At 72.9% G+C, this 26,886-nt stretch carries 25 protein-coding genes; 14 read left to right on the top strand and 11 right to left on the bottom strand.

The features are described 5' to 3' along the window. Positions 1-201: 201 nt before the first annotated feature. Positions 202-1,353, top strand: a complete 1,152-nt coding sequence (locus ACBJ59_RS53270; RefSeq protein ID WP_375117648.1) for an inositol-3-phosphate synthase — start codon at positions 202-204, stop codon at positions 1,351-1,353. Positions 1,354-1,369: 16 nt separating this feature from the next. On the opposite strand, the gene ACBJ59_RS53265 is transcribed toward ACBJ59_RS53270, so the two are convergent. Next, positions 1,370-2,074, bottom strand: coding sequence for a TetR/AcrR family transcriptional regulator (locus ACBJ59_RS53265; RefSeq protein WP_375117642.1), 705 nt, complete (start codon positions 2,072-2,074; stop codon positions 1,370-1,372). Between the two features lie 150 nt (positions 2,075-2,224). Between ACBJ59_RS53265 and ACBJ59_RS53260 the strand changes: the two genes are divergently transcribed. The 3 genes from ACBJ59_RS53260 to ACBJ59_RS53250 all read left to right on the top strand — a co-directional run bounded on the left by ACBJ59_RS53260 (position 2,225) and on the right by ACBJ59_RS53250 (position 4,051). Further along, positions 2,225-2,812, top strand: coding sequence for a sugar O-acetyltransferase (locus ACBJ59_RS53260; RefSeq protein ID WP_375117641.1), 588 nt, complete (start codon positions 2,225-2,227; stop codon positions 2,810-2,812). After that, the gene (locus ACBJ59_RS53255) at positions 2,809-3,366 is read left to right on the top strand and encodes a TetR/AcrR family transcriptional regulator (RefSeq protein WP_375117640.1); all 558 of its coding nucleotides are present in this window, start codon (positions 2,809-2,811) and stop codon (positions 3,364-3,366) included. Before ACBJ59_RS53260 ends, ACBJ59_RS53255 begins: the two co-directional genes overlap by 4 nt. A gap of 115 nt (positions 3,367-3,481) precedes the next feature. Next, positions 3,482-4,051, top strand: a complete 570-nt coding sequence (locus ACBJ59_RS53250) for a GNAT family N-acetyltransferase (protein WP_375117639.1) — start codon at positions 3,482-3,484, stop codon at positions 4,049-4,051. An 83-nt stretch (positions 4,052-4,134) separates the two neighbouring features. On the opposite strand, the gene ACBJ59_RS53245 is transcribed toward ACBJ59_RS53250, so the two are convergent. From ACBJ59_RS53245 to boxC, 3 genes are read right to left on the bottom strand one after another with little or no spacing between them, the layout of a single operon-like run. Further along, positions 4,135-4,995 carry an amidohydrolase family protein gene (locus tag ACBJ59_RS53245; RefSeq protein WP_375117638.1) on the bottom strand — a complete coding sequence of 287 codons (861 nt, stop codon included), beginning with the start codon at positions 4,993-4,995 and terminating at the stop codon, positions 4,135-4,137. 49 nt (positions 4,996-5,044) lie between these two features. Further along, entirely contained in the window at positions 5,045-6,622 is a 1,578-nt protein-coding gene (locus tag ACBJ59_RS53240; protein ID WP_375117637.1) for a benzoate-CoA ligase family protein, read from the bottom strand. A 2-nt stretch (positions 6,623-6,624) separates the two neighbouring features. Further along, complete coding sequence (boxC, locus tag ACBJ59_RS53235) at positions 6,625-8,277, bottom strand: 2,3-epoxybenzoyl-CoA dihydrolase (protein WP_375117636.1); 1,653 nt, start codon at positions 8,275-8,277, stop codon at positions 6,625-6,627. Between the two features lie 200 nt (positions 8,278-8,477). Between boxC and ACBJ59_RS53230 the strand changes: the two genes are divergently transcribed. Continuing rightward, on the top strand, positions 8,478-9,362 hold the full coding sequence (locus ACBJ59_RS53230) for a PaaX family transcriptional regulator C-terminal domain-containing protein (RefSeq protein ID WP_375117635.1): 885 nt from the start codon (positions 8,478-8,480) through the stop codon (positions 9,360-9,362). Here ACBJ59_RS53230 and boxB read toward each other — a convergent pair. Next, positions 9,359-10,837 (bottom strand): benzoyl-CoA 2,3-epoxidase subunit BoxB, encoded by a 1,479-nt coding sequence (boxB, locus tag ACBJ59_RS53225; protein WP_375117634.1) that lies wholly within the window; start codon positions 10,835-10,837, stop codon positions 9,359-9,361. The genes ACBJ59_RS53230 and boxB overlap by 4 nt on opposite strands. A 288-nt stretch (positions 10,838-11,125) precedes the next feature. Here boxB and ACBJ59_RS53220 point away from each other — a divergent pair, with 288 nt between their 5' ends. From ACBJ59_RS53220 to ACBJ59_RS53195, 6 genes are all read left to right on the top strand, one after another. Beyond that, entirely contained in the window at positions 11,126-12,325 is a 1,200-nt protein-coding gene (locus ACBJ59_RS53220; RefSeq protein ID WP_375117633.1) for an ABC transporter substrate-binding protein, read from the top strand. Then, positions 12,325-13,197 (top strand): branched-chain amino acid ABC transporter permease, encoded by an 873-nt coding sequence (locus ACBJ59_RS53215; protein WP_375117632.1) that lies wholly within the window; start codon positions 12,325-12,327, stop codon positions 13,195-13,197. The genes ACBJ59_RS53220 and ACBJ59_RS53215 overlap by 1 nt, the downstream gene beginning before the upstream one ends. Positions 13,198-13,252: 55 nt before the next feature. Beyond that, entirely contained in the window at positions 13,253-14,275 is a 1,023-nt protein-coding gene (locus ACBJ59_RS53210; RefSeq protein ID WP_375117631.1) for a branched-chain amino acid ABC transporter permease, read from the top strand. After that, positions 14,272-15,048: an ABC transporter ATP-binding protein gene (locus tag ACBJ59_RS53205; RefSeq protein ID WP_375117630.1), complete on the top strand. Its 777-nt coding sequence runs from the start codon at positions 14,272-14,274 to the stop codon at positions 15,046-15,048. The genes ACBJ59_RS53210 and ACBJ59_RS53205 overlap by 4 nt, the downstream gene beginning before the upstream one ends. Then, complete coding sequence (locus ACBJ59_RS53200; RefSeq protein ID WP_375117629.1) at positions 15,045-15,749, top strand: ABC transporter ATP-binding protein; 705 nt, start codon at positions 15,045-15,047, stop codon at positions 15,747-15,749. The genes ACBJ59_RS53205 and ACBJ59_RS53200 overlap by 4 nt, the downstream gene beginning before the upstream one ends. 134 nt (positions 15,750-15,883) lie before the next feature. Continuing rightward, complete coding sequence (locus ACBJ59_RS53195; protein ID WP_375117628.1) at positions 15,884-16,417, top strand: hypothetical protein; 534 nt, start codon at positions 15,884-15,886, stop codon at positions 16,415-16,417. 24 nt (positions 16,418-16,441) lie between these two features. Here the strand turns inward: ACBJ59_RS53195 and ACBJ59_RS53190 are convergent, their stop codons facing one another. Then, entirely contained in the window at positions 16,442-16,846 is a 405-nt protein-coding gene (locus ACBJ59_RS53190) for a VOC family protein (RefSeq protein ID WP_375117627.1), read from the bottom strand. Between the two features lie 121 nt (positions 16,847-16,967). Between ACBJ59_RS53190 and ACBJ59_RS53185 the strand changes: the two genes are divergently transcribed. Together ACBJ59_RS53185 and ACBJ59_RS53180 are read left to right on the top strand one after the other, a co-directional pair. Continuing rightward, positions 16,968-18,368, top strand: coding sequence for a hypothetical protein (locus ACBJ59_RS53185; RefSeq protein WP_375117626.1), 1,401 nt, complete (start codon positions 16,968-16,970; stop codon positions 18,366-18,368). A gap of 95 nt (positions 18,369-18,463) precedes the next feature. Then, positions 18,464-18,928, top strand: a complete 465-nt coding sequence (locus ACBJ59_RS53180; protein ID WP_375117625.1) for a cupin domain-containing protein — start codon at positions 18,464-18,466, stop codon at positions 18,926-18,928. 127 nt (positions 18,929-19,055) lie between these two features. On the opposite strand, the gene hutI is transcribed toward ACBJ59_RS53180, so the two are convergent. The 5 genes from hutI to ACBJ59_RS53155 are packed head-to-tail and all read right to left on the bottom strand — an operon-like array spanning position 19,056 to position 25,929. Continuing rightward, complete coding sequence (hutI, locus tag ACBJ59_RS53175) at positions 19,056-20,270, bottom strand: imidazolonepropionase (RefSeq protein ID WP_375117624.1); 1,215 nt, start codon at positions 20,268-20,270, stop codon at positions 19,056-19,058. Then, positions 20,267-21,613, bottom strand: coding sequence for a formimidoylglutamate deiminase (locus ACBJ59_RS53170; protein WP_375117623.1), 1,347 nt, complete (start codon positions 21,611-21,613; stop codon positions 20,267-20,269). The genes hutI and ACBJ59_RS53170 overlap by 4 nt, the downstream gene beginning before the upstream one ends. Continuing rightward, positions 21,604-22,827: an allantoate amidohydrolase gene (locus ACBJ59_RS53165; protein WP_375117622.1), complete on the bottom strand. Its 1,224-nt coding sequence runs from the start codon at positions 22,825-22,827 to the stop codon at positions 21,604-21,606. Before ACBJ59_RS53165 ends, ACBJ59_RS53170 begins: the two co-directional genes overlap by 10 nt. Then, positions 22,827-24,482: a urocanate hydratase gene (hutU, locus tag ACBJ59_RS53160; protein WP_375117621.1), complete on the bottom strand. Its 1,656-nt coding sequence runs from the start codon at positions 24,480-24,482 to the stop codon at positions 22,827-22,829. The genes ACBJ59_RS53165 and hutU overlap by 1 nt, the downstream gene beginning before the upstream one ends. Positions 24,483-24,501: 19 nt before the next feature. Further along, a complete protein-coding gene (locus ACBJ59_RS53155; RefSeq protein ID WP_375117620.1) occupies positions 24,502-25,929 on the bottom strand; it encodes a purine-cytosine permease family protein in 1,428 nt (475 codons plus the stop codon). A 166-nt stretch (positions 25,930-26,095) separates the two neighbouring features. Here ACBJ59_RS53155 and hutC point away from each other — a divergent pair, with 166 nt between their 5' ends. Further along, entirely contained in the window at positions 26,096-26,857 is a 762-nt protein-coding gene (gene hutC, locus ACBJ59_RS53150) for a histidine utilization repressor (RefSeq protein WP_375117619.1), read from the top strand. Positions 26,858-26,886 lie beyond the last annotated feature (29 nt).

Below are 26,886 nucleotides of genomic sequence, written 5' to 3'. Positions count from 1 at the left end.
CGGCCCGCCACCGACCGGCCCGCCACCGACCGGCCCGCCACCGACCGGCCCGCCACCGACCGGCCCGCCACCGACCGGCCCGCCACCGACCGGCCCGCCACCGACCGGCCCGCCACCGACCGGCCCGCCACCGACCGGCCCGGCGTGGACATCTCGCCGTGGCATCCCCCCGCCCCGGCGAACCGTCGCGAGAGGAGACAGATGAGAACCGGAGTATGGCTGATCGGAGCACGAGGATCGGTCGCGGTCACCAGCATGCTCGGGGCGCTGGCGGCCCGGGCGGGCCTGGCCGAACCGACCGGGTGCGTCCTGGAGTCGCCCGAACTGCGCAGTGACGCCCTCCCTGGCATCGGGGACCTGGTCTTCGGCGGCCACGACATCTCCTCGATCCCCCTGGGCAAGAAGGCCGCCGCCCTGGCCGAGGCGGGAATCGTCCCCGCGCGGCCGGCCGAGGCCGTACGCGACGCGCTGGCCGAGGTCGAGCAGGACGTCCGGCCCCTGCCGGTCCACGACACCCAGGCAGAGACCGCCGACGCCATCGGCGCCGACCTGGACCGTTTCCGCCGGCGGCACCGGCCGGACCGTGTCGTCGTGATCAACGTGTCGACCACCGAACCGGCGCCGCCACCCCATCCCGCCCACACCGATCTCGACGCGCTGCGCGCCGCGCTGGCCGGACCGGAGCCCGTCCTGCCGCCCAGCGCCCTGGCCGCATACGCCGCCCTGCGAGCCGGCTGCCCGTACGTCGACTTCACGCCCTCCACCGGCGCCCGCCTGCCCGCCCTCGACACCCTGGCCCGCAGGGAGGGGCTCCCGTACGCGGGCCACGACGGCAAGACCGGCGAGACCCTGGTCAAGTCGGTGCTCGCCCCGATGTTCGCCCTGCGCAACCTGAAGTTGCGCACCTGGTCGGGGATCAACCTGCTGGGCGGCGGTGACGGCGCGAACCTGGCCCAGCCGGCGGCCAACGCGGCCAAGTCCGCCAGCAAACAACGCGTGCTCGCCGAGACGCTCGGCTACGTCCCGCAGGGTGACACCCGGATCGACTTCGTCGAGGACCTCGGCGACTTCAAGAGCGCCTGGGACCTGATCTCCTTCGAAGGCTTCCTCGGAACCCGCATGCGCATGGAGTTCACCTGGCACGGCTGCGACTCGGCGCTGGCCGCGCCGCTGATCCTGGACCTGGCGCGGCTGACCGCGGCCGCGCACCGGGCCGGGCGCACGGGCCCGCTCACCGAACTGGCCTTCTTCTTCAAGGACCCCCTCGGAGACGTACCGCACGGGCTGGCCGAGCAGTGGCAGGCGTTGCGGGCCGCCGTGGACGCACTCGGCGCGCGAGGGGAGGGGCGATGACGGCGCCCGGACCCGGCTAGGACGCGGGCGGAGCTCCGGGCACCCCCAGCAGCGGCAGCCACACCTTGTCCACGATCTCGACGATCGACTCGTCCGGCACCGCGCGCATCGTCATGAACATGTCGTGGCGCAGCAAGTCCAGCGGCAGGTTCACCACGCGGGACGGGCGTGGCACGTCGGGCAGCTGGCCGCGCCCGACCGCGCGGGCGACGATCATCTCGAAGGCGGTCGCCCGGCCCGGCGGCACGAGGGTGTCGCGCAGCTCCCCGAGGCTGGTGCCGGTGTCGTGGAAGTAGCCTGCCAGCTGCACGCTCATCAGCGTGATCGTGCCGGCGCGGTCGGCGTCGGCGTTGCGCAGGAAGCCGATCGCGTCGTCGCGGAGGTTGCCGGTGTCGGGCACCTCGATCGGCTGCCAGAACCTGGTGAGCGTGGCCAGCAGCAGGTCGTCGCGCTGCGGCCAGCGCCGGTAGAGCACGGGACGGCTGGTGCCGGCGCGGGCGGCGACCGCTTCGTAGGTGAAGCCGTGATATCCGTGCTCGACCAGCACGTCCCATGCGGCGTCGAGGAGCGCGTCCTTGAGTTTGGAGCCGCGTCTACGGGCTGCGCCGCTGTCACGGATCGTGTCGCCGTCGGTACGACGTTCCGCCGCCTGCGCCCCGATCGCCCCGATCGCGCCGCGCTCTCCGCGCTCGCCCGTGATCCGCTCGTTCTTACGATCCACTCGCGTATCTTATCGCGGGGACCTGCGGTGTCCACCGAGCTCCGCGGCGGACCCCGGCGGCCTCGAGCAGGCCCGGGTCCGCTGGTTCGGCCCCCGCCCATGGCCGGGCCGATACGTACAAGCGTACGTAATATGTGTACGGTTGTACGTATGATGCCCAACCTTGACGGCCGTTCGATGCGGGAGCGGATGCTCGCCGGTGACCTGTACGTCGCCGACGACCCGGAACTGGCCGAGCACCTGCTGCGCGCCGCCGACCTGATGGACGCCTTCAACGCCACGTCGGCCCGCGACCCGCGGGAGCAGCGCCGGCTGCTCGCCGAGTTGCTCGGCGCGGTCGGCGAGGGCACGATGATCCGGCCGCCGCTGCGCGTCGACTACGGCAGCCACCTCCGCATCGGCGCCCGCTCGTTCGCCAACTTCGGCCTCGTCGCCCTGGACGTCGCGCCGATCACCATCGGCGACGACGTGCAGATCGGGACGAACGTGCAACTCCTGACGCCGACCCACCCGGTGGATCCGGAGCTTCGGAGGGCCAAGTGGGAGGCCGCCCGGCCGATCACCATCGGCGACAACGTGTGGCTGGGCAGCGGGGCGATCGTCCTGCCCGGGGTGACGATCGGGGAGAACACGGTCGTCGGCGCCGGCGCGGTGGTCACCCGCGATCTCCCGGCGAACGTCGTCGCGGCCGGCAACCCGGCCCGCGTGATCCGTACGATCGAGCCGGGCACGGCATGAGCACTCCCGCCACCCCGCGGAGGCGGCGGCACGACCCCGGGCGGCGGGACCGGCTGATCGACGCCGCGCTCACCGTCATCGCCGAGCGCGGCGTCGCCGGGACGACGCACCGGGAGATCGCCCGCGCCGCCGACGTGCCGCTGGGCTCGATGACGTACCACTTCGCGTCGCTGGAGGAGGTGCTCGCCGAGGCGTTCACCCGGCACGCCGACGCCGTGGCCCGCGTCTTCGACGAACGTCTGAGCGCCGCCCGCGACCGTGACGAGGCCGTCGAGGCGGTCATCACGCTGGTGGCGGACGACCTGCTCGGCTCCCGGCACGACCTCGTCCTCACGGCGGAGCTGTACGTGGCCGCGGCCCGCAACCCGGCCCTCCTGGCCGTCACCCAGGCGTGGATGGCGCGCAGCCGGCAGGCGCTGGAACGCCACTTCGACGCCACCACCGCCCGCGAGCTCGACGCGCTCATCGAAGGGCTCACGCTGCACAGCGCCCTGTCGACCGACCCGATGACGCCGGAGCAGATCCGCCACGCCATCCACCGGTACCTGCGCTGACCCCCCTCCCCGCACCCACCCGCCAGGCGGGCACCGGGCCCCGGTGACCGCGTTCCTGCGCGGCCGGACCGAGAATTGAGCCGGATCCGATGGGGAACGAGACAAGGAGTGCCTGATGATCGTTGCGCGGGAGTTCGGGATCCGGCGGCTGCCGGCGGGTGCCGCGGCCGATGACGGGCTGATGGCCGAGCTCGCGGATCTGGTGAACGAGGTGTACGCGGTCGCCGAGGAGGGTTTGTGGGCCGATGGCGTCGCCCGTACGTCCGTGGCGGAGGTCGCCGGTTACGTCAAGGCGGAGGAGATCGCCGTGGCGCTCGTGGACGGGCGGATCGCCGGGTGCGTGCGGGTGCGGGAGGTCGACGGCGACACGAGCGAGTTCGGGATGCTGGCCGCCTCGCCCCGGCATCGGGGCTCGGGGCTGGGGCGGGAGCTCGTACGCTGCGCCGAGCGGCTCGGCCGGGCGGAGGGGCGCGGGGTCATGCAGCTGGAGTTGCTGGTGCCGCGGGACTGGCCGCACCCGTCCAAGGAGTTCCTGGCCGCCTGGTACGGCCGGATCGGCTACCGGCCGGTCGCCACGGGGGTGGTGGAGAGGGACTACCCGCACCTGGCGCCGTACCTGGCCACGCCCTGCCACTTCGTGATCTACCGCAAGGACCTGGAGGCGGATCAGTCCACACCGGTCTAACACGTCGTCAGGAGTATGTGGCATATGTGAGGCCGGTGACCCGGAGGCGGGGATCGCCCGGTGGCGGGTGTGGGTCAGCGCGCCTACCGGATCGGGGGCAGACCGGCGTACACGTTCCCGGCGTTTCCGGCGAGGACCGCCGCGGCCACCTCGCCGGGCACCAGCCCGGCGACGGCACGCGCGTTGGCGGCGGTGCCGGGCACGCCCGGCCAGTCGGTGCCGAAGATCCACTTGCGGGCGAGGCGGGCCAGGTCGAACTTGGCGTAGTACTCCGGCAGCCGTTTGGGCGGCAGGCCCGACAGCTCCAGCCAGACGGTGTCGTGGGACAGGGCGAGGAAGGCGGCGGCGTCGTACCACCAGCCGCGCCCGCCGTGCGCGAGCACGACGTTGAGCCCGGGGAAGTCACGGATCACCGGGATGAGGAAGCGCGGGTCGGCGTTCTCGTTCGCGGCGCCGGGGAAGGAGCTGGTGCCGCAGTGGACGACGAGCGGGACGGCGCGTTCTTCGAGCACGTGGTACGCCCGGTACAGCGCCGCGTCGTCGCAGCGGAAGCCGCCGTGCACGGGATGCAGCTTGAGCGCGGCGGCTCCGAGGTCGAGTTGCCGGCGCACCTCGGCGGCGACCGGGAAGTGCAGGTGCGGGTTGACGTTGGCGACCGGGCGGAAGCGGGCCGGGTTGTGCTCGACGATGGGCAGCAGGTCCTCGAACGCCTGCGTGCCGGTCGCCTTGGGGCTGTACTCGCAGAACAGCAGCGCGACGTCCACGCCCTCGGCCGCGAAGATCTCGTCCAGGCGAGCCGGGCGCGGCCGCCCCTCGCGATCCCAGGCGTCCTCCATGACGCCGTCCGCGCCGAAGTCGCGGGCCCACCGCCGCCAGGCCGGCTTGAGGGTGCCGAGCAGCGGCACGTGGACGTGCGCGTCGATGAGCGGGAGGCCGTCGATCACGGCACGGCCTCCGCGGTGACCCGCCCGTGCGCGCCGGCGTCGCGGGCGCTCATCCGGGCGGCTCCCCGCCGGCCAGGTCCGCGACGATCTGGCGGACCTTGAAGCGCTGGATCTTGCCGGTCGCGGTCTTGGGCAGCCGGTCGAGGAAGATCACCTGGCGGGGCCGCTTGAACGCGGCCAGGCCGTCGCGGCACCACTGGACCAGCTCGCCGGCGGTGACCGGGCTCCGGACGACGACGCAGGCGACCGGTTTGTCGAGCCCGTGCTCGTCCGCCAGGCCGACCACCGCGGCCTCCTCGACCTGGGGATGCTCCAGCAGGCGGCTCTCGACCTCCACCGGCGAGACCCAGATGCCGCCCGCCTTGAGCAGGTCGTTGCTGCGGCCCAGGCAGGTGTAGTAGCCGTCGGGGGAGCGGACGTAGGTGTCGCCGGTGTTGAGCCACCCGCCCGCGAACACCGCCCGGCCGGCATCGGCCCGCCGCCAGTAGCCCAGGGCGACGGACCCGCCCCGCACGTGCAGGGAGCCGGGCCGCCCGTCGGGCACGGGGGCGCCCTCCGCGTCACGCAGCTCGATGTCGTAGCCGGGCACCGGCCGGCCCGTGGTGCCGGGGCGTACCTCGCCGGGCCGGTTGGACAGGAAGATGTGCAGCGCCTCGGTGGAGCCGATGCCGTCGATGATCTCCACGCCGAAGCGCCCGGTGAAGCGCTCCTGCAGGGGCGCGGGCAGCGCCTCTCCCGCCGAGGCGGCCAGCCGTACCGACGTGAAGGCGTCCTCGGGCAGGCCGGCGCCGAGCAGCGCGGCGTAGAAGGTGGGGACGCCGAAGAACAGGGTCGGCCGGTCGGCGGCCAGGCGCTCGGCGGTCACGGCGGGGCTGGGGCGGCGCGGTTCGAGCAGCGTCGCCGCGCCGGCCGCGAGCGGGAAGAACATCGAGTTGCCGATGCCGTAGGCGAAGAAGAGCTTGGCGACGGAGAAGCAGACGTCGTCGGGCCGGATGCCGAGCACCTGGTCGCCGTAGGTCTCGCAGACGTACCGGACGCCGGCGTGGCGGTGCATGGCGCCCTTGGGGGCGCCGGTCGTCCCGGAGGTGTAGAGCCACAGCGCCCAGGAGTCCTCCAGCGTGCCGGCGGGCTCGCGCAGCCCGGCCGGCGCCCGCTCCCCGTCCGCGAGGAGGTCCTGCCAGGTCAGCGAGGTGATCCCGGCGGGCGCGGGCAGCGGGTCGGGGCCGTCGCACACCAGGTGGCGCACCTCGGGCGCCATGGCGAGCGCCTCCTGGACCTGCGGGCCGTACTCGGTGCCCGCCACCACCACGCTCGCGCCGGAGTCGGCGATGATCGTGCCGAGCTCCTTGGCGCCTAACATCGTGGAGACCGGTACGGCGACGAACCCGGCGCAGAAGGCCGCCAGGATGCCGGTGAACATGGGCACGCCGTCTCCGGTGACGAACAGCACCCGATCGTCGCGCCGCAGGTCCAGCCCGCGCAGCCCCGCGGTGGCCGCGGAGACCAGGGCCGACAGCCCGGCGTAGGTGAGCGTGGTCCCGGCGCGGACGGCGACGCGGTCGCCCCGGCCTTCGCGCACGTGGCGGTGGCAGAGCCAGACTCCGGCGTTGAACTCGCTCCCGCTCATGGTCACACCCGCTCGAGGTCGTAGTCGCCCTTGCGGCCGGTGCCGTAGCGGCGCAGGGCGCCGTCGGGGCCGGAGGCGTTGGGGCGGATGAAGATCCAGTTCTGCCAGGCGGTGAGCCGGCCGAAGATCTTGGTCTCCACGGTCTCCGGCCCGACGAAGCGGTGGTTGGCCTCCATGCCGGTCAGCGCGTCCGGCGAGAGCGAGGCGCGCTCTTCCAGGACGATGCGGAGCTCTTCCGCGAAGTCGATGTCGTCCATGGCCACGGTGACCAGGCCGAGCTCCAGCGCGGCGGCGGCGTCCAGCGGCTCGCCGAGCCGGGCGCGCACGGCTTCGAGCGCGGCGTCGTCGCCCCAGAAGCGGGACCGCAGGCGCGACAGGCCATTGCCCATCGGGTAGTCGCCGTCGTTGGACGGGCTGAGGACGACGGCGGCGGGGCGGTCGTCGTCGCGGTCGTCGTCGCGGTCCTCGTAGACGCCCTCCAGCATGTACTGCCGGTCGGCGGCCAGCGCCAGTTCGGCCAGCAGCCCGGCGAAGGCCGTGCCCGGGTCGATGACGGCGATGAGGCTGCGGCTGGTGACGTCGAGGCGTTTGAGCGTGCGTTTGTAGTAGTGGCGCACCTCGTTGGCGAACCAGTCGCCCGCCTCGTGGAGCTGGGTGTCATAGGCCAGCACCCGTTCGGGGTCACCGGCGGTGCGCAGCACCCAGATGCCGAGGTCCAGCTCGTTGGTGCGCAGGTGCAGGATGAGGTCGTCCAGCGCCCGGGTCATGGCCAGCGGCCAGTAGTCCGCGCCCCGGGCGGCGGGGTCGGCGGGCGGGGCGTCGTGGGGGCCGGACACCGTGATCTCGACCCGGCGGTTCGCCCGGTCGATCCGGGCGGACACGTACGGGTAGGTGATGGTGTCGCCCTCGTCCCTGCGGTCGAGCGGCGTCAGGACGACGCCCCTGGCGCCCGAGGGGCGCCGGGACGCCCGCACCGCCTCGCCGGCGCGCCTGGCGACCTCCTCGGTGAAGGCGTTGCGCGGAACGGTGGCGTCGACCAGGCCCCATTCGCGGGCGGTCTTGCCGCGCAGGCCCTCGGACCTGGTGGCGAACACATCGGCGCGGTCCTTGCGTACGTGCCGCTTGTCCACCACGCGGGTCAGGCCGCCGGTGCCGGGCAGCACGCCGAGCAGCGGCACCTCGGGCAGCGAGACGGCCGAGGAGCCGTCGTCGATGAGGACGATCTGGTCGCAGGCCAGCGCCAGCTCGTAGCCGCCGCCCGCGGCGGTGCCGTTGAGCGCGGCGATCCAGGTCTGGCCGGAGTGCTCGGTGGCGTCCTCGATGCCGTTGCGGGTCTCGTTGGTGAACTTGCAGAAGTTCACCTTCCACGGGTGCGAGGACTGGGCGAGCATGCGGATGTTGGCTCCGGCGCAGAACATCCGGTCCAGGCCGCCGGTCACGACGACCGCCTTGACCTCCGGGTGCTCGAAGCGCAGCCGCTGGACGAGGTCGTACAGCTCGATGTCGACGCCGAGGTCGTAGGAGTTCATCTTGAGCTCGTAGCCGGGGACGAGGCCGCCGTGCTCGTCCACGCGCAGGGTGACGGTGGCCACCGCGCCGTCCACCTCGAGCGTCCAGTGGCGGTAGCGGTCCGGCGAGGTCGCGAAGCGGACCATCGGTGAGGTTTCAGCGGTGACAGTCAATGCGTGCTCCGAGGATTCGGGACCTTAGCCCTCATATTCGACTTGATATAGGAGTAGCGTCAAGGCTTTGTAGTATTTACTGATGCGCTTCCGTGACCCCGGTCCGGATTACGGGCAGGCGTGCCTGACCTGAGAGAATGCGCGTCACGGAGATTCGGACGAGGGAGGGAGCGGTGGCCCCGAGCGAACCGCGCACGCCCGATGGCGGCCGGTCGGCCGTGTCCGCGGAACGCCCGCAGGACAGGACGTCCGCCAGCGCCCGGTCCTTGCTGCTGACCATCCTCGGAGAGTTCGTCATGCCCCGCCGCGGCGAGATGTGGACCGGCAGCCTGATCGAGGCCCTCGCGTCCCTCGGCGTGGAGGAGAAGTCCGCCCGGCAGGCCCTCTCCCGCACCGCGGCCGAGGGGCTGCTGCAGTCGGAGCGGCACGGCCGCAAGGTGCGCTGGATCCTGTCGGAGGCGGGGGACCGGCTGCTGCGCGAGGGCGCCGAGCGCATCTACGGCTTCATGCGCCGGCCGCACACGTGGGACGGCCGCTGGCTCGTGCTCACCGCGGGCGTGCCCGAGACCCAGCGTCAGCTCCGCCACCGGCTGCGCACCAAGCTCACCTGGCTGGGCCTCGGCTCGCCGGCTCCGGGGCTGTGGGTGGTGCCCGACGCCTCCAAGGAGGCCGAGGTGCGCGAGGTCGTCCGGGAGCTCGACCTCGCCGACCGGGCCTACGCCTGGACCGGTCCGTCGGCGGGCATCGGCGACACCACCAAGATCATCACGGCCGCCTGGGACCTCGACGACGTCGAGAAGCGCTATCTGAGCTTCATCGAACGCTTCGAACGCCGCACGGTCTCCTCCGACCGCGCGGCGTTCGTCAACCAGGTGCTGCTCATCCAGGAGTGGCGGCGCTTCCCGTTCCTCGACCCCGACCTGCCCGCCGAGCTGCTCGACCACGCCTGGCCCGGCACCCGGGCGGCCGCCGTCTTCCACGATCTGCACAACCGGTGGCATCGGCGCGCCCAGTCCGAGTGGGACCGCATGGAGGAGGAGGCCGCCGCGCGGCACTAGAGCAGCCCTTCGTCGGCCAGGTGCACGTAGTCGAACTCGACCGGCTGGTCGTTGATGCCGGTCTTCGGCGGGGCGATCCAGCCGGCGAACTCGCCGTACTCGTACTCGGGGACCATGAGGGAGGCCACCTTCTCGCGGTCCTCGGCCGTGGGGAGCCAGGTGCGGGCGCGGGCCTGCCACGTCGCCTCGTCCACGACCTCGCCGTGCGGAGTGACGTGGTGGCCGGCGTAGACGCCGACCTTGCGGTTGAAGCCCTCGTGCGGCAGGTAGAGCCGCTCGTCGAGGCCGGCGTCCGCCAGGGCCTGGTTCCAGCGGCGCACGCCGTGGGCGCAGTCGGTGGCGTACTCGTCGCGCAGGTCGAGGTTGAGGGCGCTGAGCATGGGGACGGTCCTGGTCGTGATCCGGCCGTCCTGGACATGGCGCAGCTCGCGGGTGGCCTCCAGCAGGACGTGGTCGTCCTTGCGCCGGGTCTCCATCCAGCGGCCCTTGAGCCCCGAGGTGTAGTAGTTGCCGGCGTTGGTGGACTGCTCGGAGCCGAACAGGTCCATGGAGACGGAGAACTGGAAGTTCAGGTACTTCTGGATGATGTCGAGCGGGATGCCCCCGTGGGGCAGGATGTCGGCGGTGCCGTGCCGCCTCATCAGCTCGGCCGTGCGCTCCAGCGTGCGCTGCACCCCGGTGGTGCCCACGAACATGTGGTGGGCCTCCTCCTTGAGCATGAACTGGCAGGTGCGCGCGAGGGGGTCGAACGCCGACTCCTTGAGCGTGCCGAGCTGGTACTTGCCGTCGCGGTCGGTGAAGTAGGTGAACATGAAGAACTGCAGCCAGTCGGTGGTCTCCTCGTTGAACGCGCCGAGGATGCGGGGCGCGTCGAGGTTGCCGGAGTTGCGCTTGAGCAGCTGCTCGGCCTCCTCGCGGCCCTCCCGGCCGAAGTAGGCGTGCAGCAGGTAGACCATGGCCCACAGGTGGCGGCCCTCCTCCACGTTGACCTGGAAGAGGTTGCGCAGGTCGTAGATGCTGGGCGCGGTGTTGCCGAGGACGCGCTGCTGCTCCACGCTGGCGGGCTCGGTGTCGCCCTGCACGACGATCAGCCGCATCAGGTCGGCCCGGTGCTCGCCGGGCACCTCCTGCCAGGCGGGCTCGCCCTTGTGCTTGCCGAAGCCGACCGTGCGGTCGGGGTCGCGCTCGGCCAGGAAGATGCCCCAGCGGTACTCCTCCATGGGGACGTGGTCGAAGTGCGCCCACCCGTCGCGGCCGACGGCGACCGCGGTGCGCAGGTAGACGTCCTTGGTCGGCAGGGCCGGGCCGAGCGTCTTCCACCAGTCCAGGAACTTCGGCTGCCAGCTCTCCAGCGCGCGCTGCAGGCGGCGGTCGCTCGCCAGGTCGACGTTGTTGGGGATGCGCTCGCTGTAGTCGACGCGGCTGAGCGGGCCGGAGGGTGAGGGTGCGGCGCCGGTGCGGGAGTCAGTGGACATGGCTACTCCTTGCTGATGGACACACCCCTCAACATGCCACATTCTCATCGCGACACAGAAGGTATATGTAGCAAGTATTGTGCGGCCGGGGCGATAACGGCAGCTCAGGGTACGGATCGCCGCCGCGGATCCGGCCGGGGCCGGGACCGCGCCGGGGCCGGCCGTGATGAGCGGGCGTCGAAGGTCTCGATTGGTTACACGCTATTGACGTCACAACAGGCATCTGTAGATTCTGGGCGCACCGTCTCAGCACGGGGGCGCGCCGAGCCATCTCCCTGGAGTGTTGCCATGCACGTTCTCTCCATCGATCTGCGCACGTTACGCACCAGCACGGCCGTCCTCGCCCTGACGACGGCCGCTGTCGTGCTCGCGGGTTGCGCCGGCTCGAGTCTCGACCAGTCCGGCGGTGGCCAGTCCGGCGACGCGGTGAAGATCGGGTTGCTGGTGCCGCTGTCGGGCGTCTACGCGCCGCTCGGCGAGGACATGCGCAACGGCTTCCAGCTCTATCTCGACCAGCACGCCGGCAAACTCGGCAACCGCACCGTCGAGGTGGTCAGCGCCGACGAGGGCGAGGGCCCGCAGACCGGCGTGCCGGCCGCGCAGAAGCTGGTGACGCAGGACCAGGCCACCGCGGTGGTCGGCGTCGTCAACTCCGCCACCGCGCTGGGCCTGCGCGACTTCTTCCACGAGTCCAAGAAGCCGCTGCTGGTGGCGAACGCGGGCGCGGACGACATCACCGGCGCCCGCAAGTCCGCGTACGTGTGGCGCACCAGCTTCGCCAACGGAAAGGTCGCGGCCCCGCTGGGCCCCGCCGTGGCCAAGGAGGTCAAGGGCGGCGTCTACCTCATCGCCGCCGACTACGCCGCCGGCCGGGAGATGGTCGCCGGGTTCCGCAAGACGTTCGAGGCGGCGGGCGGCAAGGTGGCCGGGGAGAAGTACACCCCCTTCGGCAAGACCCAGGATTTCCAGCCCTTCCTGTCGGCGATCCGCGGCTCCGACGCCAAGGCCGTCTACGCCTTCTACGCCGGCGCGGAGGCCGTGAGCTTCGTCAAGCAGTACCAGCAGTTCGGGCTGGCCGACAGCACACCGCTGTACGGCACCGGCTTCCTGACCGAGGGCGGCGTGCTCGACGCCCAGGGCGACGCCGCGGTGGGCGTGAAGACCTCGCTCCACTACTCCTCGGAACTGGACACCCCGCGCAACAAGGAGTTCGTGGACGCCTACCGCAAGGCCTACGACGAGGCGCCGACGGTGTACGCGGTGCAGGCCTACGACGCCGCGTCGGTGCTGGACAAGGCGCTCGCCAAGGCCCCCGGCGGCACCGGCGACGAACTGGTCAAGGCGCTGGGCACGGTGGGGACCGTCGACAGCCCCCGGGGCGGGTGGAGCTTCGACGCCGACCACGACGCCCAGCAGAAGTACTACCTGCGGGAGGTCCGCTCCACCGGCGGCACCGTGGTCAATGCCGTCCTCAGCGAGCTGAGCTGATGGTCACGTACCTGGTGAGCGTGCTCAACGGCCTGGCGATGGGCTCGTTGCTGTTCGCCATCGCGCTCGGACTGTCGCTGGTGTTCGGCATGATGGACGTGCTCAACCTCGCCCACGGAGCGGTTTACCTGGTGGGTGCGTACATCGTGGTCGCGCTGACCGCCGACGAGGGCGGCCTGCCGGCCTTCGTGCTGGCGGTGCTGGTCGCCGCCGTGGTGGGGGCCGTGCTCGGCGGCGTGCTGGCGGGCCTGTCGCGGGCCACGCCGCACCACCTCGACCAGGCCCTGCTCACCCTCGGCGTCTCGCTGGTGGTGGCCGAGACGCTGTCGGCGGTCTTCGGCAACGAGGTGCACTCCGTCGCCGCGCCCGCGCCGGTGGCGGGGAGCGTCTCCGTGTTCGGCCAGGCCTACCCGGTCTACCGGCTGCTGGTGATCGGCTTCGGGGTGGTGCTCGCCGTGGGCGTCTACGTGCTGGTCGAGCGGAGCCGGCTCGGCTCGCTGATCCGCGCGACCGTCGCCGATCGCGGCATGGTGTCCGCGCTGGGCATCAACACCGGCAGGGTGCTCGTCGGGGTCTTCGCCGCGGGAGCGGGGCTCGCGGCGGTCGGCGGCGTGCTGGCCGGGCCCATCCTGGGCGCCGCGCCGGGCCTGGACGAGAAGGTGCTGCTGCTCGCGCTGGTCGTGGTGGTCATCGGCGGGCTGGGCTCCGTTCGCGGCGCGCTGCTCGGCGCCGTGCTGATCGGGCAGGTCCAGGCCCTCGGCACCGCGCTGCTGCCCGAGTACGCGTCCTTCCTGATCTTCGGGGCGATGGGCCTGGTGCTCCTGGTGCGCCCGGCGGGCCTGCTGCCCGCGCGGACGGCGGTGCCCGCGTGAAGGCGGCCTGCCGGACCGCGACGCCGGCGGCCGATGGGACGGAAGCGGTGGGCGCGTGAAGGCCACCTACGAGACCGCGACGCCGGCGGCCGATCGGACGGAAGCGGTGGACGACAGCCGGCCCAGGCGGATCGCGCGCAGGGCCCTCGTGGCCGTGCCGGTGCTCGTGCTGCTCGCGGCGGCGCCGCTGGTGCTGGGCGTCTACCCGGTGTCGACCATGACCCGCATCCTCGCCTTCGCCGTGCTGGTGCTCAGCGTCGACCTGCTGACCGGGGTCACGGGGCTGCCCACCCTGGGGCAGGCGGCCTACTTCGGCGCCGGCGCGTACACCGCCGCGCTGGTGGGCATCCACCTCACCTCCGACGCGGCCGTCCAGGCACTCGCCGGCCTGGCCGCCGGTCTGATCACCGCAGCGCTCACCGGCTGGGTGGCGGTCCGTGCCCGGGGCATCGTCTTCCTGATGCTGACGCTCGCCATCGGCGAGTCGGTGCACCAGGTGGCCGAAACCTGGCCGGCCGTGGGCGCCGGGAACGGGCTGGCCGGGATGCCGCCGATCAGCCTGTTCGGCGGCCCGCCGCTCACCGCCGCCGGGTTCGTCTACTGGTGGGTGCTCGCGGTGGCGGTCATCGTCTTCGCGGCGGTCGCGCTGGTCGTGCGCTCCCCGTACGGCAGGACGTTGCGCGGCGTCCGCGACAACGAGCCCCGGCTGCGGGCCCTGGGCTACCGGCCCGCGCTCGCCCGGTACGGCGTGTTCTGCCTCGCCGGAGCCGTCGCGGGCACCGGCGGGGCGCTGTGGGCGGCGCAGGCCCGGTTCGTCTCGCCCGGGGACCTGGGCTTCGAGGTCGCGGCGCTCGCCCTGCTCAGCGTGGTCATCGGCGGCGCCGGCAGCCTGTGGGGCCCCTGCCTGGGCGCGGCCCTGGTGCTGCTGGTGCGCGACAACCTGTCGGCCTCCATCGGCGGCCACGGCCCGCTGGTGCTGGGCCTGGTCTTCGTGGCCGTCGTCTTCCTGCTCCCGGGCGGCCTCGCCGGTGCCACCGCCGGCCTGCGCCGCCGTCATCGGAAGGAGCCGATCCCGTGACGCCTCTGCTGGAGCTGCGCGGCCTCACCCGCGCCTACGGGTCGCTCCGGGCCGTCGACGGCGTGGACCTGTCCGTGCTGCCGGGGGAGCGGCACGCTCTCATCGGGCCGAACGGGGCCGGCAAGTCGACGCTGTTCGCCACCGTGGCCGGAACGTTGCCGGCCACCGGAGGGAGCGTGCTGTTCGACGGCGACGACATCACGGCGCTGCCGGAGCCCGAACGTGCCCGGCGTGGCCTGCTGCGCACCTACCAGCACGCCAGCCTCTTCCTGAACTGCTCCGTCCTGGACAACGTCGCCCTCGCCGTCCAGCGCGTCCACCGCGTGGCGCACCGCTTCGACCGGGCCGCGCGCCGCTTCCGCCGTACCGAGGCCGAGGCGCGCCGCCACCTGGAATCGGTCGGGCTGGCCGGGCGGGCGGAAGACCGGGCCGCCGCGCTGTCCCACGGCGAGCGCAGGCAGCTCGAGGTGGCGATGGTGCTGGCCGCGCGGCCCGCCCTGGTCATGTTCGACGAGCCCACCGCGGGCATGTCCGCCGCCGAGACCGAACGCTTCGCCGACCTGGTCGAACGCCTGCCGGACAGCCTGACCCTGCTCATCGTCGAGCACGACCTGGACGTGGTCTTCCGCCTGGCCGGCCGGGTGACCGTGCTGCACCTGGGGCGAGTCCTGGCCTCCGGCTCTCCCGAGCGGATCCGGGCCGACGACGAGGTCCAGCGGGCCTACCTCGGCTCGGCCAGAACCGACGACCTCTTCACCGGAGACTCCCGATGACGGACGTGCTCACCGTACGGGAGCTGCGCGCGGGCTACGCGGGCACCACCGTGCTCGACGGCGTCGACCTCACCGTGCCCGAGGGCGGCGTCGTGGCGCTGCTCGGCCGCAACGGCGCCGGCAAGACCACCTTCGTCCACACCGTCATGGGCCTGCTGAAGCCGTACTCCGGCAGCGTCCGCGTCGGCGACCGCGAACTCGCCGGGGCCGCCGCGCACACCGTCGCCCGCAGCGGCGTCGCCATCGTCCCGCAGGGCCGCCGCGTGTTCGCACCCCTCACCGTGGCGGAGACCCTGGGCCTCGCGGCCCGCCGCGGACGGCCGGCCTGGACGGTGGAACGCGTCTACGAGCTCATGCCGCGCCTGGCCGAGCGCCGCGCCCACCGCGGTGACCAGCTGTCGGGCGGGGAGCAGCAGATGCTGGCGATCGGCCGGGCCCTGCTGCGCGCTCCGCGCCTGCTCCTGCTGGACGAGCCGTCCGACGGCCTGGCGCCCGCCGTCGTCGACCACGTCGCGGGCCTGCTGGAAGGGCTGCGCGGCGAGGGTATCGCGATCGTGCTCGTGGAGCAGGACCTGCACCTGGCCTTCCGCCTGGCGGACGAGGTGGCGGTCATGCAGAAGGGGCGGATCGTGCACCGGGGTTCGACCGCCGACTTCCGCGCCGATCGCACCCGCGCCCACGCTCTTCTCGGCGTCGGCTGACCCGCGGCATTGGAATGCCCGTGGGATGAGAATGGGGGCTTGTTTGCCGATGACTCCGTGCGCCGGCGTGCTGATCTGGGCAAATAGGGCTAAGGGCATTCCAGCCTGTCGGTGCATTGATCGGATGGTAAGTCATGAATTCTGGCAATTTCCCTAGCTCGTCAGCTCCGTTGCAGCTGGCCGCCGGAGAGTCAAGCCAATTCATCGACCTCGAGACGACCGACTCGAACCGGACGATGCTGGTACGAGTCACGGCCTTCGCCCCCGACGGCCACAATGACGGCGGCAGGCCGCCGCTGATCCACCTCGCGGCCGGCACGGGACCCGTGGTGGAGGTCACGGAATTCCCCGAGACGCAGCAGGTCGCCGACGCCGAGAACCACATTGCCGGCTCGGCGACCTGGATGCGGAAGAACCTCGACGTGTACCTCGTACGAGTAGCTCTCGATCGTCCCGGAAGTAACTGGCGCATTCAGATCGTCAATGACGATTCCGACACACGTACTTTTCAGTTCATGAGTCTCGGCGGTGCGAAGATTCGTGACGAGAGCGACTGGCCGGATTCCGACCTGATCTATTGCGGTTCGTTCCCGTGCGCATGCACCCGTCATGAAGGCAGCCTCACGACGGAGTGCCCTTCCTGCGGTCACAAGAGCCAGCCGGCGTGAGGTGGCCGGACCGCCTGCGGCGCGTCAGGCGAAATCGGCCGCCGTCATGCCGGCCGGATGGCCGGGCGGCCACTGCACGAGCTCGATCCGGTAGCCGTCGGGGTCGGTGAGCCATGACGTCCGGATCCCCGGCCCCGGCTCCGCCGGCGGCTCGGCCGTGACGCCCTTGGCCGCGAGATCGGCGATCGTGGCGTCGAGGTCGTCCACCTGGACGACGAGGTGGTTGACGGCGCTGGTGTCCTCGACCGGTCTGGCGGGGTCGTGCACGAGCTCGAGGCTGACGAACGGGTCGTCGGGCAGCTGGAGCATGGTCAGGCTGCCGAACTCCGTGTCGGGGACGCCGCCGAGCTCGGCGTACCCGAGCGCGGTGTAGAAGGCGAGCGAGCGTTCCAGGTCGGTGACCCGCAGCCCGAGGTGCAGCATGCGCATGATCGGCAGGGTAGTGCCGGCGGGGACGGGGGCACCACTCCCCACCGCGGCATACCGGCGGCATACCCGCGCTCACTACGCTGACGGGCCTGCCGCCTGATCATGTCCTAAGGAACCCCTCGTGATCCGTCTCGTGCTCGTGACCGTCCTCTCCGTGCTGCTGTCGCTGATCTCCGGCGTGTCCCACGCCGAGGTCCCCGCCGTGGTGGGCACGGCGGGCAACCTCATCCGGGAGGAGGAGCCGCGGGCCGACGGGATCAGGCACGTGGACACCAGGGCGATCCTCGCGGGGCTGGCGGCACTCAACGCGAACACCTACGTCTACCCGATGGCCGGCGACAACGTGCACTGGACCGACCTGCGGGACGAGTTCCTGCCGGCGGCCAGGCAGGCCGGGATCAGCGTGTGGGTGCTGGTGTACGCGCCGAGCCAGGCAGCCGTCTCCCGGCCGTTCAAGGACGACTACGTCGCCTGGTCCCGCGAGATCGCCACCCTCGCCAAGAGCTCTCCCAACCTGGTCGGCTGGACGGTGGACGACTACGCCTACGATCTCGCGACGTTCACCCCCGCCTACGTCGGGCAGATGCGCGCCGCGGCCGAGGCGGTCAGCCCCGCGCTGAAGTTCGTGCCGATCGTCTACTACAGCCAGTTCACCGACGCGTTCATCGCCGGGCAGGTCCCGCTCCTCGACGGGGTGATCTTCCCCTTCCGCGACGAGCCGTACCGGGACACCTCGTGGACGTGGAGCCTGTCGTACCAGGTCAAGCAGCTCGCCGCGCGGCTGCCCGGCACCGAGGTCCACCTGATGCCGTACGCCCATCCGCTGAGCCACGCGGCCCAGAAGCCGACGGTCTCCTACGTCGAGGCGATCACCAGGAAGGGGATCGAGCTCGTCCGTACCGGGGAGCTCGCCGGGGTCCTGCAGTACAAGCTTCCGTTCGTGTCCCGCGACCAGGGCTGGACGCGCCCCGCGACGGACAACCTGGCCCGCACCGGCAGCGGACGGCTGAGCTTCGTCGTCCAGACCGGCACGGCCACCAAGCCCGGGATGGCCTGCGGGGCGACGCGGACCGCGGCCCTGACCCCGGGCGCGGCCACGCGCGCGGTGAGCTTCTGGCACCGCGACACCAGCGGCTCCACGGGCCCGTCCGGCTACCACAGGAAGCAGCTCCTGCTCAACGGTCAGCTGATCTGGGACCGGGACGTCACCGCCGACGCGGCGAACGTCTGGCAGAAGGTGACGGTCGACCTGACGGCCAGGCTGGCGGGGGCGGCGAGCGCGAAGCTGCAGTGGCGGCTGTACGAGCGCAAGGGCGTGAGCAACTACTTCATCGACGCGAGCGTGGACGACATCGCGCTCACCGGCCTGCAGCTGAGCGACCCCGGCGTGGAGAACGCCACCACCTGGACGGCCGGCCTGGCGCGGACGGGCGGGCCGGTCTACTGCTCCGCCCAGGTCTACCACCAGAACTACGGCGCCGATCTCGGCGCGCGCCTGGCCAGGCTGTACGCCGCCGGGTAGCCGCGGACCCCCGCCGACCGGTTCCCGCACCCGCCGTCCACGCCGGTGCACGCGTGGTCAACGCCGCCGCCCCGGCCTGCCGCGAGACTGTCGGTATGACATCGAACGCCGCGCGAATCCGGAACCCGGCGATCACCACGCCGGACACCCAGCAGACCGTCTCGTTCCTCGGCGAGCTCTATCACCTGCGCGTCACCGGCCACGACACCGGCGGTGCGTTCGCGGTCATCGAGTCCCGGGGCCGTCGCGGGCACGGCAGCCCGATGCACGTCCACCGGGCCGACAGCGAGACCTTCGTGGTGCTGGAGGGGGAGCTGCGGGTGGTGGTGGACGGCCAGGAGCACCGGGCCGGTGCCGGCTGCGCTGCCGTGCTGCCCGCCGGGCGGCCACACGGGTTCGTGGTGACGAGCGACTCCGCCCGCTACCTGACGCTGCACCACGGCCCGGGCTTCGCCGACTTCGTGATCGACGCGGGCGGCGCGACACCGGACCCGGCCGCGCTGAGCGAGATCGCGGCGCGGCACGGGATCGACATCGTCGGGCCGCCCCCGTTGCCGTGACCCGCGTGGACGGGCCCCGGCCCCTGGGGCCGTCCGCCGGAGGAGCTGGTTCGGCGCCGCCCTTGCGTGCGTGAGCAGAGACGGCGCCGCATGGTTCGTTCCCACCCACCCCAGGGCCTTACACCAGTCACGCCCTACCGGTATGGAACGGCTGAACCGCGGACGCCTCGCGGACCCCGTGCCGCCACACCGCGGACACGAGGGGGACGCCCGGGCGGTAGGCCAGGTGGACGTGGCTCGGCGCGTCGAGCAGGACCAGGTCGGCGCGGGCGCCGGGGGACAGGCGGCCCACGTCGTCGCGGCGCAGCGCCCTGGCTCCGCCCAGCGTGGCGGCGACCACGGCCTCGTCCGGGCTCATGCCCATCTCGCGTACGGCGATGGCCACGCAGAACGGCATCGAGCTGGTGAAGCTCGACCCCGGGTTGCAGTCGGTGGACAGCGCCACCGTCACGCCGGCGTCCAGCAGGCGACGCGCGTCCGGGTACGGCGCCCGCGTGGAGAACTCGGCGCCGGGCAGCAGGGTCGCCACCGTCGAGCCGCTCGCCAGGGCGTCCACGTCGGCGTCGTCGAGATGCGTGCAGTGGTCGGCGGAGGCGGCCCCCAGCTCCACCGCCAGCCGCACGCCGGGACCGGGGCCGAGCTGGTTGGCGTGCACCCGGGGCACCAGGCCCGCCCGCGCGCCCGCCGTGAGCACGGCGCGCGCCTGGTCGCCGTCGAAGGCCCCGCGCTCGCAGAAGACGTCCACCCACCGGGCGTACGGCGCGCAGGCGTCGAGCATGGGCCCCGTCACCAGGTCCACGTACGCGTCCGGCGCCGTGGCGTACTCCGGGGGCACCACGTGCGCGCCCAGGTAGGTGACCTCGTCGGTGTGCGCGGCCGCGATGCGCAGCGCCCGCGCCTCGTCCTCCACGGTGAGCCCGTAGCCGGACTTGCACTCGATCGTCGTGGTCCCCTGGCGCAGCGCCTCGGCCACGTAGCGCGCCACGTTCGCCGCCAGCTCGGCGTCGGAGGCCGCCCGGGTGGCCGCCACGGTGGTACGGATGCCGCCCGCCGTGTACGGCGACCCCGACATGCGGGCGTCGAACTCCGCGGTGCGGTCTCCGGCGAACACCAGGTGCGCGTGCGAGTCCACGAAGCCGGGGATCGCGGCCCGCCCGCCGGCGTCCACGCGTTCGTCGGCGTCCGGGACCCGGGAGGCCGCCCCGGCCCAGGCGACCCGCCCGCCGTCGAGGACCACGGCGGCGTCGGTGATCGTACCCAGCTCGGGGTCGTTGGTGAGCAGGCTGCCGATGCCGGTGATGGCGACGGACACGGGGCGGATCTTCCTTCCGGAGGCGGTCATGGACGGGTGAGGCGGGCGATCGTCCGGGAGAGCGCCCCGGGCACGTCGCGTACCAGGAGGTGGACGCCGTCGCGGACGACCGGGCGCCCGCCCACCACGACGTGCCGCACGTCGGCGGCGGTGGCGGCGAACACCGCGGTCTCCGCGCCGAGGGACGGGGGCGGGCCGGCCGTGCGCACCGAGTCGAGCGCGACCGTGGTCAGGTCGGCCGGTGCGCCCGCCTCGATCCGGCCCGCCTCGGGCCAGCCGAGCGAGGCGTGCCCGTCCTCCGTCGCGGCGCGCAGCAGCGCGGCGGCGCTCCAGTGGCCGCGCCGCAGGGTGCGCAGCCGCTCGTCCAGCTCCACGGCGCGCGCCTCCTCGAACAGGTCCACCACGGCGTGGCTGTCGCTGCCCAGGCTGATCGGCGACCCGGCGCGGGCCAGGCCGGACGCCGGGCCGATGCCGTCGGCCAGGTCCCGTTCGGTGGTCGGGCACATGCAGATCGTGGTGCGCGAGTCGCCGAGCAGGCCGATGTCCTCGCCGGTGAGGTGGGTGGCGTGCACGGCGGAGGTACGCGGGCCGAGCGCGCCGTGGTCGGCCAGCAGCCGGGCGGGCGTGCGCCCGTGGGCGGCCAGGCAGGCCTGGTTCTCGGCGGGCTGCTCCGACAGGTGCGCGTGGAGCGGTGCCTCGCGGTCGGCGGCCCACCGGGCGACGGCGGCGATCTGGCCGGCGGGCACCGCGCGGACCGAGTGGACGGCCGCGCCGATCCGGGCGTGCCCGCGCTCCTTCAGCGCCGACGCCCGCACCGCCCAGGCGTCCGCGTCGCCGTCGGTGAAGCGGAGCTGGTGCCGCTCCGGTGGCGCGCCGAAGCCGGACGACAGGTAGCACGCGTCCAGCAGGGTGATCCGGATCCCGGCCTGGGCTGCCGCCTCGATCAGCGCCTCGCCCATGGCGTTCGGATCGGCGTACGGGGTGCCGCCCGGCGCGTGGTGCAGGTAGTGGAACTCGCCGACGCAGGTGATCCCGGCCAGCGCCATCTCGGCGTAGACCGCCCGCGCCAGCTCCAGGTAGGTGTCGGGGTCGAGCCGGCCGGCGACGTCGTACATGCTGTCGCGCCAGGTCCAGAACGTGCCGGAACCGCGCTGCGCTATGCCGCGCAGGGCGCGGTGGAAGGCGTGCGAGTGCGCGTTGGCCAGCCCCGGGAGGGTCAGCCCGCGCAGCACCTCCGCCCCGGGCGGCGGCACGGCGACCCTCGTCCGGACGGCGGTGATCCGCTCCCCGGCGGTCTCGATCACGACTCCGGAGGCGACCGTCCCGCCGGTCCAGGCGTGCTCGGCGTGGTAGGTGACGGGCGTCACCGGCATGCCAGGCCCTCCAGCACGTCGGTGAGCGCCTCGACGCCCGCCAGGCAGTCGTCCTCGCGGGCGTGTTCGGCGGGGGAGTGGGACACGCCGGTGGGGTTGCGGACGAACAGCATGGCCGTGGGCACCTTCGCGGCCAGGATGCCCGCGTCGTGCCCGGCGCCCGTCGGCAGCACGGGCACCTCGTACGGCCGGCGCGCGGCCAGCAGCCGGACCAGCTCGTCGCGCAGCGCGGGCGCGAAGTCCACCACCGGGGTGAAGGACTCGCGGGCGAGCGTGACCTGCACCCCTTCGCGGGCGGCGTGCTCGCGGGCGGCGCTCTCGATCCCGTCGACGACCAGGCCGAGCGCGTCCTGATCGGCGGCGCGGGCGTCCAGCCAGGCCCGCACCAGGCTCGGGATCGCGTTGACGCCGTTCGGTTCCACGCTCAGCTTGCCGAACGTGACCCGCGCGCCCGCCGCGGCGGCCCGCTCCCGCGCGGCCAGGACGGTGGCGGCGTAGGCGGGCATCGGGTCGCGCCGGTCCTCCATCCGGGTGGTGCCGGCGTGGTCGGCCTCGCCGCGGAAGTCGAACCGCCAGCGCCCGTGCGGCCAGATCGACGAGGCCACGCCCACCGGGGAGGCCGTGTCCGCGAGGTGGCGCCCCTGCTCGACGTGCAGCTCGACGAAGACCCCGACGCGGGCGAGCCGCTCGTCGTCCGCGCCGATCGCCTCGGGGTCGTGACCGGCCCGCTCCATCGCCTGCGGCAGGGAGATCCCGTCCGCGTCCAGCAGCCCGGCGGCCCGCTCCGGGGTGAGCTCACCGGCGCTCAGCCGCGAGCCGGCGCAGGCGAGCCCGAAGCGCGCGCCCTCCTCGTCGCCGAAGTTCACGACCGCGATCGGGTGGGAGGGCCGCGCGCCGCGCGCCCGCAGCTCGTCGAGCGCGGCGAACGCCGACACGACGCCGAGCGGCCCGTCGAACGCCCCGCCGTCCGGCACCGAGTCCAGGTGCGATCCCGTCACGACCGCGTCGCCCGCCGCCGGGTCGCCGAGCCAGGCCCACTGGTTGCCGTTGCGGTCGACCTCGCAGGTCAGGCCGCGCGTCGCCGCCTGCTCGCGGAACCAGTCCCGGCACTCGGCGTCCGCCGAGGTCCAGGCGAAGCGCCGGTAGCCGCCGGAGCCGGAGTGCCGCCCGACCGGCAGCAGCTCCGCCCACATCTCCTGGAACGACGGCGGCATCAGGACTCCTTCATCGGCACGCGCACGCCGCTGTCGAGGGCGACCTGCTCGGCGCGCTCGTAGCCCGCGTCCACGTGCCGGATGACTCCCATGCCGGGGTCGTTGGTGAGCACGCGGCGGATCTTCTCCCCGGCCAGCGCGGTGCCGTCGGCCACGGTCACCTGGCCGGCGTGGATGGAGCGCCCGATGCCGACCCCGCCACCGTGGTGGATCGACACCCAGGAGGCACCGGAGGCCACGTTGACCATCGCGTTGAGCAGCGGCCAGTCGGCGATCGCGTCGGAGCCGTCGAGCATGCCCTCGGTCTCCCGGTACGGCGAGGCCACCGACCCGCAGTCCAGGTGGTCGCGGCCGATGACGATCGGGGCGCGCAGCTCGCCGCCGGCGACCATGTCGTTGAACCGCTCGCCGGCCCGGTCGCGCTCGCCGTACCCCAGCCAGCAGATCCGCGCCGGCAGGCCCTGGAAGTGCACCTTCTCGCCGGCCAGGCGGATCCAGCGGGCCAGCGGCTCGTTGTCGGGGAACAGCTCCAGGATCGCGCGGTCGGTGGCGGCGATGTCGGCCGGGTCGCCGCTCAGCGCGGCCCACCGGAACGGGCCCTTGCCCTCGCAGAACAGCGGCCTGATGTAGGCCGGTACGAACCCGGGGAAGTCGAAGGCGCGCCCGTAGCCGGCCAGCTTGGCCTCGCCGCGGATGGAGTTGCCGTAGTCGAACACCTCGGCCCCGGCGTCCATGAACCCGACCATGGCCTCGACGTGCCGGGCCATCGACGCCCGCGCCCGCTCGGTGAAGCCGGCCGGGTCCTTGTCGCGCTCGGCGGACATGTCCTCGAACGCCATCCCGAGCGGCAGGTACGCCAGCGGGTCGTGCGCGCTGGTCTGGTCGGTCACCACGTCGATCGGGGCGCCCGCGGCGAGCATGCTCGGCAGCACCTCGGCGGCGTTGCCGAGCAGGCCGATCGACAGCGGGCGCCGGGCGTCCCTGGCCTCGGCCGCCAGCCGCAGCGCGTGCCCCAGGTCGTCGGCGCGCACGTCGAGGTAGCCGTGGTCGAGGCGGCGCTGGATGCGGGACGGGTCGCACTCCACGCAGATCGCGACGCCGCCGTTCATGGTGACCGCCAGCGGCTGGGCGCCGCCCATGCCGCCGAGCCCGGCGGTGAGCGTGATCGTCCCGGCCAGCGAGCCGCCGAACCTCTTGGCCGCGACCGCGGCGAACGTCTCGTACGTGCCCTGCAGGATGCCCTGCGTGCCGATGTAGATCCACGAACCGGCCGTCATCTGGCCGTACATGGTGAGCCCGGCCGCCTCCAGCCGCCGGAACTCCTCCCAGTTGGCCCAGTCGCCGACCAGGTTGGAGTTGGCGATCAGCACGCGCGGCGCCCACTCGTGGGTGGTCATGACGCCGACCGGCCGGCCCGACTGGACGAGCATCGTCTCGTCCGCCTTGAGCGTGCGCAGCGTCCGCTCGATCGCGTCGAAGGAGCGCCAGTCGCGGGCGGCGCGGCCCGTACCGCCGTAGACCACCAGCTTGTCGGGATGCTCGGCCACCTCGGGGTCGAGGTTGTTCTGCAGCATCCGCAGCGCGGCCTCCTGCTGCCAGCCCAGGGTCGTCAGCTCGGTGCCGCGGGCGGCCCGGACCGGGCGTGCGCCTTCCATCGTGTCGGTTTCCTTTCGGTCAGCGGATCGGGGCGGGCTCGGTGGAGGGGTAGATCATCTCGGCGGGCGGGTTGGAGGTGCGCCTGGCCCAGGGGTAGTAGAGGGCGGCGGTCGCCAGCAGGCCGACGATCCAGGAGATGTCCGCGCCGCCGAGCAACTCGGTGATCGGGCCGGTGTAGAGCTTCTGGGCCAGGAACGGGATCTGGATCAGCACGCCGAAGGCGTAGCAGGTCAGCGCGGGCACGTTCCAGCGGCCGTATCGGCCGGCCGGGTCGTACAGGGCGGGGATGTCCACCCGCTCCTTGGAGATCCGGTAGTAGTCGGTGAGGTTGATGGCGCTCCACGGCGTGAACACCATGAGCAGCACGAGCACGAAGTTCTTGAAGTTGTTCAGGAAGTCGGCGCTGGCCATGATCGCCACCGCGACCGACACGGCCGTGAAGCCGACGATGTAGAGGGCGCGGGCCACCGGCGAGACCCGCGTGCGGCCGTTGAACGCCGTCACGGTCGTCAGCAGGCACATGAAGCCACCGTAGGCGTTGAGCGTGTTGACGGTCAGCTTGCCGACCACGATCACGATGTAGATCAGCAGCGCGACGGCCGCGGGGCCGGCCAGCTCGCCGACGAACCCGACCTGGTCGCCGACGAACGCGCCGCCGGAGACGGCCGCGATCAGCGCGCCCAGCGTCATCGCCCACTGCGAGCCGATCACGCTGCCCGCGAACGTGCTCCAGAACGTGGCGCGCTCGCTGGTCCGGCGGGGCAGGTAGCGCGAGTAGTCGGCGACGTAGGGGCCGAACGTGAGCTGCCAGGCCGCGCCGAGCCCCACGGCCAGCAGGAACGTCGGCGCCTCGAACGGCTTGACACCGACGACCGACCCCACGTCGTACGTGGTGAACACGGCGATCAGCAGGTAGCCCAGGCCGCACACGCCCACCACGGTCGCGATCCTGCCGACGGTGTGGATGAGCCGGTAGCCGGTCACCGCGACGATCGCCGTCAGCGCGCCGAAGATCAGGATGCCGGCGGTCGCGGGCACGTCGAAGATCCGGCCGAGCGCCTGGCCGGCCAGCACGCTGCCGGTCGCGGCGAAGCCCAGGTACATCAGCACGACCAGCACGAGCGGCACGACCGCGCCGAGCACGCCGAACTGCGCCCGGCTGGAGATCATCTGGGGCAGGCCGAGCCGCGGGCCCTGGGCGGAGTGCAGCGCCATCACGATGCCGCCCAGGACGTTGCCGATGAGCAGGGCGATGATCGCCCAGAGGGCGTCGGCGCCGAAGACGACGGCGAGCGCGCCGTCCACGATCGCCGTGATCTGCATGTTGGCACCGAACCAGAGGGTGAACTGGCTGCGCGGCGTGCCGTGCCGCTCGGCGTCGGGGATCACGTCGATCGTCCGGCGCTCCACGGCGGGGCCCGCGCCCGGGGGTTGGTCGTGATTCATGGCGGTCCGCCTCTCGCGCGTCATGCGCCCTGGGGGATCAGGGGTTGGAGGAAATGTACAGTCCTGTATATACAGCTCGCTACCCTGAGGGGAAGATAAACTTCGGGCCATCGGCCCGGAGACCTCCTCCGTCCCGCCGTCCCCCTACCCCGAGGATCGCCAGGCCATGGTGCCCATCACGGTGGTCGAGGCCGAACTCGCCGCCCAGTTCCAGCAGGTCGGCCCCGCCTCGGCGCCGGCGTACGAACGGGTCAAGAACCTCATCGCGGCCGGCGTACGGTCCGGGCGGTGGTCGGACGGCCAGCAGCTCCCGTCGGAGCACCAGCTCGTCAGCGCGCTCGGCCTGTCCCGCATGACGATCAACCGGGCGCTGCGCGAGCTGACCCACGAGGGCCTCATCGTGCGGCGGGCCGGGGTGGGCACGTTCGTCGCCACTCCCAAGGCCGCCTCGGCGCTGCTGCAGGTCAGGAACATCGCCGACGACGTGCGCCGGCACGGGCACCGGCACCGCACCGAGGTCGTCCACGTGCGCGAGGAGCCCTCCGAGGTGGCCGACCCGGCGCTGCGCGCCGTGGCGGGGCCGACCGTGTTCCGCTCGCTCATCGTGCACTTCGAGGACGACACGCCCATCCAGCTCGAGGATCGCCTGGTCAACCCCGCCGCCGTCCCCCACTACCTGGAGCGCGACTTCACCCGGCAGACCCCGCACGCCTACCTGAACGAGGTGGCCCCGCTCACCCGCGGCGAGCACATCGTCGAGGCGGTGCTGGCCGACCCCACTGAGCGCCGCCTGCTGCGCATCGCCCGCCACGAGCCGTGCCTGCTCGTCCGCCGCCGCACCTGGTCCCACGACGTCCTGGTGAGCTCGGCCCGCCTCCTCCACCCGGGCTCCCGCCACCGGCTCGAAGGCTCCTTCGGCGCCGACTGAGCGCTCGCCACCGGCACCCGTTGACGGTG

The sequence above is a fragment of the Nonomuraea sp. MTCD27 genome (assembly GCF_041950495.1).
Classification (GTDB): domain Bacteria; phylum Actinomycetota; class Actinomycetes; order Streptosporangiales; family Streptosporangiaceae; genus Nonomuraea.
This window is presented reverse-complemented; position numbering and strand designations above follow the sequence as displayed.